Below are 11,125 nucleotides of genomic sequence, written 5' to 3' on the forward strand. Positions count from 1 at the left end.
AGAAGCCTGCTGCTCGGTGCGGCTGGACAGGTCCTGGTTGCCTGCAGCGATCTGGCTGGACGCCGTGGCGATGGTGTCGGTGCCCTGGCGGACATTGCCGACAATGCCGACCAGGCTGGCGTTCATGTCCTTGAGCGCCTGCATCAGCTGGCCGGTCTCGTCCCTGGTGGATGTCTCGATCCGGCTGGTCAGGTCGCCGGCGGCGACAGTTTGAGCCACCCGCAGTGCCTCGCCCAGTGGACGGGTGATACCGGTGGTCAACCGCCAGGACAGGAAGACGCCCAATCCCAGCGCCATCGCGGCAAGCACCAGCACGCTGAACTGGCTGGAACGGTACAAGGCGTCGATGGCCGTGACCGTCTGGTCAATCGTGGCCTTTTGGTGAAGCAGCATGTTTTTGATGCTGGCATCGTAGGCAGCCAAAGCCGGCACCAGTTTTTCTTCGGTCAGCTGCGCAACCTGCGCATTCTGGCCCTCGGCCTTCAGTTTCATGATGTTGCCGCGCAGGCCCACATAGACGGCGCGTTTGGCCACGCCGTCTTCGAACAGGGCCTTTTCCTCCGCCGTGTCGAGCAGGTCAAACAGTTTTTTGGAATTTTCAGTAATTCCCAGGCTGGTCTGGGCAATGCCCTTCTGGAAATACTGCTGGTCAGCGGCATCGCTGCTCTTGACCAGCGCAAAGGTGCGGATGCTGTTGGTGCTGGTGGCCACCAGCCATTCGGAGGCAATGCGCTCCTTCACCAGTGTGCGTCTGGCCATCGCATCTGCGGCATTGCCCACTTCCTGAAGGCGCCAGACGCCGAGTCCGGAAATAATGGCCAACAGCAGCAGCACCACGCCAAAGCCCAGGGCCAGGCGGATGCCGATTCTCAAATTCCTGATATTCATAACGTTTTAAAGGTTGATTGACTGAATGGACTGAATGGACTGATTTCCTGCGAAATCACGCTGACCCTACATCACGGAGAGCAAGGTGCAAGACAATTTTTTACTACTGAATTCATAGCTGTTTATGCATACCAGTCTTGCGCTGGAGGCATATTTGATGTTAAAAATGAATAGGCTGCTCAAAACGATGGTGCGCTAGCTCATCTGCTCCATGATGCGGACAAGTTTTCCACCGTAGTTCGGGTCGGTGGCGTAGCCGGCGCGCTGCAGGCCGTGCGCCGCTTCGGCGGGATCGGGCGTCGCCAGCACGTTGGCATAGCGCGGGTTGCTGGTCAGGAACCGGGCATAGTCGGTAAAGGATTCCTCGTAGGAGCCGTAGGCACGGAACCTGGCCTGGACTTTCTGCGCCGTTCCATTGACATATTCAGTGGTCGTGGCTTGCACCACCGGGCCTTTCCAGCTCTTGTCGGCCTTGATGCCAAACACGTTGAAGCTGGTTTTTCCGTCTTCGGCACGAATCTCGCGCTTGCCCCAGCCCGATTCCAGCGCCGCCTGCGCCATGATCAGCTGCGTGGGCACGCCGCTGGCCTGGCTGGCCCGTTGCGCAGCGGGAAGCATCCGGGAAACGAATTGCTCGACATGCGCCTGCGGCAACACGCTGCGGCTCATCGTCGCCTGGGCAGTCGCCTTTTCATAGAACGACAGGTCAGACGTCCGGGTCGGCGCGGGCGTGACCGCAGCCGGCACGAGCGGCATGCCCAATGGCGTGGCGCCGGGCGCCTGGCCGTTACCCCCTGTCATGGGCGCCAAATCAGCCGCATTGCCGCCCATCGTGCGGCTCAGCTGCGTGAACATGGCCTCGGCCAGCCCCAGGCCCCGGCCGGAAAGGTTTTGCGACAGCTGCTGGTCGAGCATCGAGGTGTAGGTTTTTTCCTGCGAACTGCTGAACATGCTTTCCGACGGCGTGGCCTCGCGCATGCTTTTGAGCATCATCTGCAGGAACATCACTTCGAACTGCCTGGAAGCCTGTTTCATGCCCTCCTGCGGCGAAGTGCGAACGGTCCGCCGCAGGGCGTCAACGCCCTGGACATCCAGCGACAGTCGCTGGTCGAGCACACCGCTGGCAGAAGCGCCGGGTGGGCTCAGGTTGGAAATGCCAGCGCTGTTCATCAACTTGCCTCAGATAATTTCCAGCTCGGCGCGCAAGGCGCCGGCGGCCTTCATGGCCTGCAGAATCGACACCAGGTCCTGCGGGTTCGCGCCCAGGGTGTTCAGCCCCTTGATCACGTCGGCCAGCGACGCGCCGCCGCGCACCACCTGCAGCGCACCGCCCGCCTGGCTGATTTCGATCTGGGACTTCTGCGCCGCCACGGTGGCGCCGCCCGAGAGCGGGTTGGGCTGGCTGATGACCGGCTCGGTGTTGATCACCACCGACAAATTGCCATGCGCCACGGCGCAGTCGTTGAGCCTGACGTTCTGGTTCATCACCACCGAGCCGGTACGGGCATTGATGACGACCTTGGCCACCGCCTGCGCCGGGGCAACGTCGAGGTTCTGCATGCGCGCCAGGAAACCCACCCTTTCCTCGGGCCGGGCCGGTGCGGTGACCTGGATCACCCGGGCATCAAGCGCCATCGCAGTGCCAGGACCGAAGCTGCGGTTGATGGCCTCCATGGCCAGCTGCGCGGTGCCGAAATCGCTGCTGTGCAGTTCGAGCATCATCGTGCCGCCTTCGCCCAGCGGGGAATCGACCCCGCGCTCGACAATCGCGCCGGCCGGAATCCGGCCGGACCCCAGCTGGTTGATCTGCACCTTGCTGCCGTTGGCCGATGCGCCCGCGCCGCCGACCACCATGTTGCCCTGCGCCAGCGCATAGACCTGGCCGTCGGCGCCCTTGAGCGGCGTCATAAGGAGGGTTCCGCCGCGCAGGCTCTTGGCATTGCCCAGCGACGACACGGTGATGTCGATGGTCTGGCCGGGCCGCGCAAACGGCGGCAGCGTGGCCGTGACCATGACGGCGGCGACGTTTTTCAGCTGCATGTTGGTGCCCGCCGGCACGGTGATGCCAAGCTGCCCGAGCATGTTGTTCAGGCTCTGCGTGGTGAACGGCGTCTGCATGGTCTGGTCGCCGCTGCCGTCGAGGCCGACCATCAGGCCGTAGCCGATCAGCGGGTTGTCGCGCACGCCCTGGATGCTGGCCAGGTCCTTGAGCCGCTCGGCCCGGCCGGACTGGCTGATGAGCAGGCAGGCCAGCAGGCACAGCTTCATGCCAAGCCGGAGCGCCGCGCTCAGCTTGCGGCCGGCTTGCGATGAGGAAATCAGGTGGTTTTGCATGGTCAGAATGGCAGCACGTTGAGGAAGGCGCGCTGCAGCCAGCCCATGGTCTGCGCCTCGTCGATGTAGCCCTTGGCGCTGTATTCAATGCGCGCGTCGGCCACCAGCGTCGAGGGCACGGTGTTGTTGGCGCTGACGGTGCGCGGATTGACCACGCCCGAGAAGCGGATGAACTCGGTGCCCTGGTTGATCAGCATCTGCTTTTCTCCACTGACCAGCAAATTGCCATTGAGAAGCACTTCCACCACCGTGACCGTGATCACGCCGTTGAAAGTGTTCTTTGAGTTGGCGCCGCCCTTGGCGCTCATGATGTTCTTGCCGCTGGCGTCGGCATTCAGGTCGCCCGAGATCAGCCCGCTGATCAGCTTGGGAACCAGGCCCAGCACCGCGCTGGCGCTGCCGCTGCGGCTGGCTTCGGCGCCCGAGTTCTTGCTGGCGTTGATGTTTTCGCTCACCACGATGGTCAGGATGTCGCCGATGTTCCGTGGCCGCCGGTCTTCAAACAGGGCCTGGGTGCCAAAGCCGGTGCGGTAGATCGACCCGTTGGCCGGCCCTGCGGGGCGCACCTGAAGGTCGGCACGGGCGCTCATGGGCTGCTGCACCAGCGGCTCGCGCGGGAGTTGCGCGCAGCCGCCAAGCAGCAGGCCGGCGGCTCCCAGCACGCAGCCGATGAAATGGTGAATTTTCAGCATGGCGGGCTTTTACAGCTGCGACAGGCGGGCCAGCATCTCGTCGGATGTCTTGACGACCTTGCTGTTGATCTCATAGGCGCGCTGCGTCTGGATCATGTTGACGAGTTCTTCCACCACATTGACGTTGGACGATTCGACATAGCCCTGGGCCAGCGTGCCCGCGCCGTTCTGGCCGGGCGCTGTCTGGTTGGCGCCGCCCGACGCATCGGTTTCGACATACAGGTTTTCACCGTTGCTCTGCAGGCCGGTGGCGTTCAGGAACGTCGCCAGCTGGATCTGGCCGATCTGCACGCTCGCGGCACTGCCGGCCTGGACCACCGACACCGTGCCATCGCGGCCCACCGTCATGCTGGTGGCATTGGGCGGCAGCGTGATGGCCGGCTGCACCGGATAGCCGCTGGCGGTCACGAGCTGGCCGTTCTGGTCAGTCTGGAAGGAGCCGTCGCGGGTATAAGCGGCCGTGCCATCGGGCATCAGGACCTGGAAAAACCCGTCGCCGTTGATCATCACGTCCTTCTGGTTTTCCGTCTTGGTCGAATTGCCCTGGGTGTGGATGCGCTCGGTGGCGACCACGCGCACGCCGGTGCCCAGCTGCAAGCCCGAAGGCATGCGCGTCTGGTCCGAGGTCTGACCGCCGCTCTGGCGCAGGTTCTGGTACATCAGGTCCTCGAACACGGCGCGGCTGCGCTTGAAACCGGTGGTGCCGACGTTGGCCAGGTTGTTGGCCACGACGTCGAGCTGGGTCTGCTGGGCGTCCAGTCCGGTCTTGGCAATGGAAAGGGAGCGAATCATGGCGAAATCCTGTGGGTCGGCCGGGGCCGGTGGGGGTCAGTCAGAAAGGGGGAAAATGGCCGACATGAAAAATTCAGCATCAAACAAGGCTTTTCCGCTTGTCCTGCCTGCATTGATTGCTAGTTATCTGATAGCAAAATAACTGAGCTTCTGCCATGCCGCAAGATGATGTCAAGGCCATGGCGCTAGCTGTTCGACAGCAGCTTGTTGGCCTGCTGGTCGTTGCTCTCGGCGGTCTGCAGGGTTTTCATCTGCATTTCAAAGCGGCGGGCGTTGGCAATCATGTCCACCATGACCTCGACCGGATTGACGTTGCTGCCTTCGAGCGCGCCGGTCAGCAGGCGCACGGCCGGGTCGGCGTCGGCCGGCGCGGTGCCGGGCTTCATGCGGAACAGCCCGTCGTCGCCGCGCACCAGGTCGCCCGCAGGCGGGTTGACCAGTTTCAGGCGCCCGACCTCGGCCGCGCCTGTCGCCGGCCCGCCGGGGCCGAGCGCGCTGACCATGCCGTCGCCGGTGATCGTCAATGCCGCACCTGGCGGCACCACCAGCGGACCCGTCCCGCCCGAAACCGGCCGTGCGTCCAGCGTCGTCAACTGGCCCTCGGCACCGACCTGCAGGCTGCCGACGCGCGTATAGGCTTCGCTGCCGTCAGGCATCTGCACCGTCAGCCAGCCGTCGCCGCGCACCGCCACATCCAGCGCGCGGCCGGTCTGCGTCATGGGCCCGCTGCGCATGTCGGCACCCGGCGTCGAGGCGACCACCATGGCGCGCGTAGCCGCTTCGGAGCCGACCACCGGCACGGCGCGAAAGTTGTTGATCTGGGCGCGAAAGCCGGGCGTCGAGACATTCGCCATGTTGTTGGCGACCGAAGCCTGCTGCTCCATCGCCTGCTTGGCACCGCTCATGCCCACGTAGATCATCCGGTCCATGGTGTTCCCCTTGGGTTATCAGCGCAGGTTGACCAGCGTCTGCAGCACCTGGTCCTGCGTCTTCACCGTCTGGGCATTGGCCTGGTAGGTGCGCTGCGCAATGATCAGGTTGACCAGTTCGGAGGTCAGGTCGACGTTGGACGCCTCCACTGCGCCCGATGTCAGCGCGCCCAGCTTGGTGCCATCGCCCGGAGTGCCGGTCAGTGGCCCGCCTGACGAGGCCGTTTCGGTCCACAAGTTGCCGCCCAGGGACTTCAGCCCGTTCGGGTTCATGAACGACGACAGGACGACCTTGCCCAGCGACTGGGTCTGCTCGTTGGAATATTTTCCGGTGATCGTGCCATTTTGCTCAATCGCATACGATGCCAGGACCCCCGAGGTGTAGCCGTCCTGCGTCAGCTTGTTGACCTCGTTGGCATTGCCGAACTGGGTGGTGCCGGTGACGTCGACCGTCAGTGCCATGGGGCTCGAACCGTTTGCAAAATCAAGTCCCGCCACTGTCATCTGCTGGTTCGGCGGATTCATGGCACCCTTGTTGTCAAAGGTCAGGGTCGAGATGCTGGCACCCCCGTTGACCACGGCGCCGTCCGCAGCCGAATAGACGTTCCAGGTGTTTTCCGCCACGACAGGCGTGGCGGCCGCATTCGCCTGGGCCTTGACAAAAAAGGTCGCCAGTTCATGCGAGTTGCCCAGCGAGTCAAACACCGTGACCGCATTGGCATAGTTGTAGGTGGCGGAATTGGTGGAGTCGAACGCGGACGTCGGCGTCACGCTGCGCGAATCAAGGTTGAACTGGGCGGCAATCTTCTCGGTCTGTTTGGGCGCCATGGCCGACGTCGGCAGTTGCAGCGGGGTCGGGCTGGCGCCGGCGGTGGAGCCGTTGGTGCCGACCGGGTAGCCGGTCAATCGATAACCGCCGGAATTGACGATGAAACCGCTTTTGTCCATGTTGAACTGGCCGTTGCGCGAATAGGCGATCTCGCCGTTCGGGCTGGCAAGGCGGAAGAATCCCTCTCCGTTGGTGATCGCCACGTCAAGCGCCCGGGAACTGGTCTGCACCGCGCCGGACGAAAAGTTCTGCGACACACCGGCCACTTCGGCGCCCAGCCCGACCCGGGAGCCGGCATAGACATCCGAGAACTGGACGCTGCCGGACTTGAAGCCGATGGTCCCCGAGTTGGCAATGTTGTTGCCGATGACATCGAGATTGCTGGCCGAGGCATTCAGCCCGCTGACACCTTGTGCGAAACCCATGGTATTTCCTTGATTTAAATTGGTTGCTGGTTAAAGACTTGCCGAGCCAGGGCGTTCAGAGAATCAGGCGCACATCGGCGAGCGTCGTCTTGGCGCCCGACGCGAGCTCCAGGGCAACGCCAGTGGGGCCTTGGGAAACGCTGGCAACGCCTGCATACGTCAGCGTGCTGGCCTGGACCCTGGCGTCGCCAGTGGCGGCCACCGCATTGACGCTGTAGGCGCCATCGGCCAGCGCTACCCCTGCATCGTCCAGGCCGTCCCAGGACAATGTCCTGACGCCTTGCGGCAGCGCGCCCAGGTCAAAACTGCGAACGGTGGCACCAGCGGCATTGGTGATGTTCACCTTGACCGAGTCGGCAGCCTGCGCCATGTCGAGCGCAAACGGTATTTCTTCGCCTTTTTTCAGCGCCAGCCCGTCGCCGGGCACCAGCACGGTACGGCCGATCATCGAGGCCGATTGCAGCACCTGGCTGGCGCCGCTTTGCGCCAGCATGGCGGCAAAGGCACTGTTGAGTTTTTCAATGCCGCTGACCGTGCTCATCTGCGCCAGTTGCGAAGTCAGCTGGGCGTTGTCCAGCGGGTTGAGCGGGTCCTGGTTGTTCAGCTGCGTCACCAGCAGCTTGAGAAAGCGCTGCTCGCTGTCGCTGCCCGAGCCGGCAGACACGGCCGTAGCGCCCAGCGCAGGGCTGGCGCTGGTGGATGCGTTGATGGAATCGATTGACATGGCGGCTTTTCCTGCGAACTGAAAATGAGGGATCAAGAAAAAGGCGACGCTTACTGACCAATGGTCAGTGTCTTCAGCATCATGGTTTTGGCGGTGTTGAGCACTTCGACGTTGGCCTGGTAGGAGCGCGACGCCGAGATCATGTTGACCATCTCCTCGACCACGTTGACGTTGGGCATGGCGACATAGCCTGCGGCATTGGCCAGCGGATTTTTCGGGTCGTGCTGCATGCGCAGGGGCGACGGGTCTTCGACCACGCGGGCCACGCGCACGCCGCCGATGCCCTGTCCGTTGCCAGGGGCCATCTCGAAGACCACCTGGCGCGCGCGGTAGGGCTGGCCGTCCGGGCCCGAAATGCTGTCGGCATTGGCCAGGTTGCTGGCGGTGGTGTTCATGCGCTGGGATTGCGCGGCCATGGCCGATCCGGCAATCTGGAAAATACCCACGGAACTGTTGGAATACGGCATGCGAGGCTTCGGTTTCTTACGACTGGACCGCTGACAGCAGCGACTTGATCTTGGAACTCAGCACCGTCAGGTTGGCTTCGTAACGCATCGCGTTGTCGGCGAAACTGACCCGCTCGGCGTCCATCTCGACCGTGTTGCCATCGATGCTGGACTGGGTCGGCATGCGGTAGAGCAGATCCGCAGCGCCACCACCCTGGGACTCGCCGGCGATATGGCGCGATGACGTGGTTGCCATGGAGGTTGAGCCGGACTGCCGGCCGCGCTCGACTGCCTGCGACAAGGTGGCGCTGAATTCAAAATCGCGCGCCTTGTAGTTGGGCGTGTCGGCATGGGCGATATTGGCGGCCAGGACTTCCTGCCGCCGCGCCCGCAGGTTGAGCGCCTCCTGGTGAAAGCGCAGCGCCGAGTCCAGCTTGTCGATCATTTTTTCCCCATCCATCAAGTGATTTGCCTGGCCGTCCGGACGCCTGGATTGAAAATAATTGTAAAAACCCTATGCGAATGCAATCAGCTGAACAGATGGGTTTTCGAGCTCCAGTTCACCTGTCCCTGAGCTGCCATGCACTTCCCTGCACTGCCCGACGACGTGAGTAACGGTGCGGCCCTGGAAGTCGCAGGGCCTTCAATCAGACGAACAGGGCGGGGTTCTGCAAGCAGTTCAACCCGTAGGAAAACCCGCTTCTTTTTAAAATCAACCTTGCCCAAACGCTCTTCGGGTGCTGACTGGCGACGCCTGGTGCCGCCAAAGTCGTTGTCATTTCAAAGGAATTCATGAACAAGACGATCCGCCAGGCGCTGCAGTGGCCGTTTGCGGGCATCCTTCTTGCCGCACTGCTGGCGCTGGCCGCAACAGCACACGGCGCCGCGCCGCTGCCACTGTCGGGCTACGCGCGCCCGGTGATCGAGCAGTTTCTTTCCACCCAGACAGCCGGGCTGCCTGGCCAGGTGCAGATCAGCATCGACGCGCCGCACTCAGGCAGCCTGCCGCCGTGCGATGCACTAGAGGCCTTCCTGCCCGGTGGCGCGCTGTTGCGCGGGCGTGTTTCCGTTGGCGTGCGCTGCAATGCAGCGCCCCGCTGGACGCGCTATGTCCAGGCGCGCATTGCGCTGATGGGCACCTACCTGGCGGCGGCACGGCAGATTGAAGCCGGTCAGGCCTTGGGCCCTGCAGATACGGTCGCTCGGGAAGCCGACATGACGACGCTGCCTGCCAGCGTCGTGGTCGATTCAAGCCAGCTGGAAGGCCAGGTGACGCGCAACCGGATCGCCGCGGGCGCGCCGGTCCGGCGCGAGCAACTGCGCGGCGTGTCACTGGTGCAGCAGGGACAGACCGTCAAGGTGGTGTCCCGGGGCCCGGGTTTCGTGGTGAGCACCGAAGGCAAGGCCATGGCCGCTGCCGCCGCTGGAGCACTGGTTCAGGTCAGGATGCAGGGCGGGCAACTGCTCACCGGCACGCTGGGTGCCGATGGCATCGTTGATCGCGGCAACTGATGCCGAGTAAGGTTTGACAAAAAATTTTTCAGGAAGCCGCCTCAAGTTTTCGGTCAGACTGCCGTTATGCCGGTAAGTGCCTGAGGAAAACATCATGAAAATCAATCAAAACGTCACCTTTTTAAAAACCGGGGCTGCTGCGCCAGCCGTGGCGCCTGGCAAAAGCAGCGCCGTGGCCGGTGCCTCCACCGTCCAGGCGCCGGCTGTCGCCAGCCAGGCCAGGCTGCCTTCGACCACCGGCGACTTCGATGCCGCGCGCGTGGCTGAAATCCGCGAAAGCATCCGTGCCGGCCGCTACCAGGTCGATACCGCAAAAATAGCCGATGGCCTGATCTCCAGCGTGCGCGACCTGATTGGGAAAAATTCCTCATGACCATTTCACTGCTGCAACGCCTGACGCGTGAAGACGGCGCGGTTGCCGAATTTCTTGTCTTGTTAAACCAGGAAGCCGACGCCATGGCGCAGGGCCGTTTCATGGACCTTCCGCTGCTGGCCGAGCACAAGTCGCAGCTGGCCGACCGGATCGCCATCCTCAGGCGCCACCGGGAAAATGAACAGATGACGCTGGGCTATGGCGCTGACCGCAGCGGCGCCGAGGCAGCTGCCACCGCCGGCGGACCCTTGCTGCAGGACGCCTGGCGAAAACTGCAGGCGAACGCAGCCCAGGCGCACGAGCGCAACCATGCCAACGGTGTGATGATTCACACCCATCTTGACTTCACCCGGCAATCGATCAATTTCCTGAAGTCCGCCGGCAGGCCGCTGTACGGACCGGACGGGTCGCATTACAGCGGAAGTGCCAGCGGCAACCGCCTGGCCATGGGCTGAGCCTGCGCGAACGGTGGGCGTCCCTTTTTGCGGGATGGATTTTTTGCTGCCTTGCAAGCCAATTTCTACCCACTAACATTTGAGGCTTGATACCCACGTTTTTTCTTTTTTTTTGTGGGCTTTGGGTGGGTTCTTCTGTGGTTTTAGGGGTGAGCGCCTTCCCTGCGGGGGGTAACTTTCTTTTCTGGCAAAAAAGAAAGTCACCAAAGAAAGTTGCCTTGGGAGCGGGATCGGATCAGAGCTGAACGCTCTGACGGGCCATCGCTTCGCTGGGCCCTGGGCTCTCTGATCGGCGGTCAGGAGTCCATGGCATGGCTTGCTGGTGCTACCGCTCGTTCGCCAACAGCTTCACGCTCTGCCTGATCGGTTCCTTTGTGCCTCAAGGACTGCTGGCGGTTTCTTTCCCTTTTCTACTCTGTCAAGTCAAACAGGTGAAGAACTGACAGCGAACAATGAAAAGAAACCATCGTGGTTTCACATCCACTGACCCATCAGCGATACCCAGAAAGTCAGGGGAAAAAAATGGCGCGGCCTCAATAAAAAAGCAAAGCGCGCAGCGCAAGCAAACCAGATCAGGCAGAGCGTGAAGCTGTTGGCGAACGAGCGGTAGAATCAGTCAGCCACCGGCATGACCAACCGCCCTCACCTCCAGGTGCCAAGGGCCCAGCGAAGCGAAGGCCCGTCAGAGCGTTCAGCTCTGATCCGCTCCCGCCCCCCAGGCAACTT

The 11,125-nt window shown here is 62.7% G+C and carries 13 protein-coding genes; 3 read left to right on the plus strand and 10 right to left on the minus strand.

Annotation, left to right across the window (positions count from 1 at the left end; translation table 11 throughout):
- The 10 genes from GZ092_RS20840 to flgB all read right to left on the minus strand — a co-directional run.
- Positions 1–888 (minus strand): MCP four helix bundle domain-containing protein (locus GZ092_RS20840; protein ID WP_293639216.1); only part of this gene is annotated, 888 nt, incomplete at its 3' end.
- A 195-nt stretch (positions 889–1,083) separates the two neighbouring features.
- Positions 1,084–2,058, minus strand: a complete 975-nt coding sequence (gene flgJ / locus GZ092_RS20845; RefSeq protein ID WP_293639217.1) for a flagellar assembly peptidoglycan hydrolase FlgJ — start codon at positions 2,056–2,058, stop codon at positions 1,084–1,086.
- Between the two features lie 9 nt (positions 2,059–2,067).
- A complete protein-coding gene (locus GZ092_RS20850; RefSeq protein WP_293639234.1) occupies positions 2,068–3,156 on the minus strand; it encodes a flagellar basal body P-ring protein FlgI in 1,089 nt (362 codons plus the stop codon).
- Between the two features lie 68 nt (positions 3,157–3,224).
- Positions 3,225–3,914, minus strand: coding sequence for a flagellar basal body L-ring protein FlgH (locus GZ092_RS20855; RefSeq protein ID WP_293639219.1), 690 nt, complete (start codon positions 3,912–3,914; stop codon positions 3,225–3,227).
- Positions 3,915–3,923: 9 nt separating this feature from the next.
- Positions 3,924–4,706 carry a flagellar basal-body rod protein FlgG gene (gene flgG / locus GZ092_RS20860; protein ID WP_293639221.1) on the minus strand — a complete coding sequence of 261 codons (783 nt, stop codon included), beginning with the start codon at positions 4,704–4,706 and terminating at the stop codon, positions 3,924–3,926.
- A gap of 185 nt (positions 4,707–4,891) precedes the next feature.
- Entirely contained in the window at positions 4,892–5,635 is a 744-nt protein-coding gene (locus GZ092_RS20865) for a flagellar basal body rod protein FlgF (protein WP_293639222.1), read from the minus strand.
- An 18-nt stretch (positions 5,636–5,653) separates the two neighbouring features.
- Positions 5,654–6,889: a flagellar hook protein FlgE gene (flgE, locus tag GZ092_RS20870; protein WP_293639224.1), complete on the minus strand. Its 1,236-nt coding sequence runs from the start codon at positions 6,887–6,889 to the stop codon at positions 5,654–5,656.
- Positions 6,890–6,944: 55 nt separating this feature from the next.
- Positions 6,945–7,613 (minus strand): flagellar hook assembly protein FlgD, encoded by a 669-nt coding sequence (locus GZ092_RS20875; RefSeq protein WP_293639226.1) that lies wholly within the window; start codon positions 7,611–7,613, stop codon positions 6,945–6,947.
- 50 nt (positions 7,614–7,663) lie between these two features.
- A complete protein-coding gene (flgC, locus tag GZ092_RS20880) occupies positions 7,664–8,080 on the minus strand; it encodes a flagellar basal body rod protein FlgC (protein WP_293639228.1) in 417 nt (138 codons plus the stop codon).
- Positions 8,081–8,096: 16 nt separating this feature from the next.
- Entirely contained in the window at positions 8,097–8,504 is a 408-nt protein-coding gene (flgB, locus tag GZ092_RS20885; protein ID WP_293639235.1) for a flagellar basal body rod protein FlgB, read from the minus strand.
- A gap of 347 nt (positions 8,505–8,851) precedes the next feature.
- Between flgB and flgA the strand changes: the two genes are divergently transcribed.
- From flgA to GZ092_RS20900, 3 genes are all read left to right on the plus strand, one after another.
- Positions 8,852–9,571 carry a flagellar basal body P-ring formation chaperone FlgA gene (gene flgA, locus GZ092_RS20890; protein WP_293639229.1) on the plus strand — a complete coding sequence of 240 codons (720 nt, stop codon included), beginning with the start codon at positions 8,852–8,854 and terminating at the stop codon, positions 9,569–9,571.
- Between the two features lie 94 nt (positions 9,572–9,665).
- Entirely contained in the window at positions 9,666–9,944 is a 279-nt protein-coding gene (flgM, locus tag GZ092_RS20895) for a flagellar biosynthesis anti-sigma factor FlgM (protein WP_293639231.1), read from the plus strand.
- Positions 9,941–10,399 (plus strand): flagellar protein FlgN, encoded by a 459-nt coding sequence (locus tag GZ092_RS20900; RefSeq protein ID WP_293639233.1) that lies wholly within the window; start codon positions 9,941–9,943, stop codon positions 10,397–10,399. The genes flgM and GZ092_RS20900 overlap by 4 nt, the downstream gene beginning before the upstream one ends.
- The last annotated feature ends 726 nt before the right edge of the window (positions 10,400–11,125 follow it).

This window comes from Polaromonas sp., from assembly GCF_010365105.1.
Lineage (GTDB): Bacteria > Pseudomonadota > Gammaproteobacteria > Burkholderiales > Burkholderiaceae_C > Polaromonas.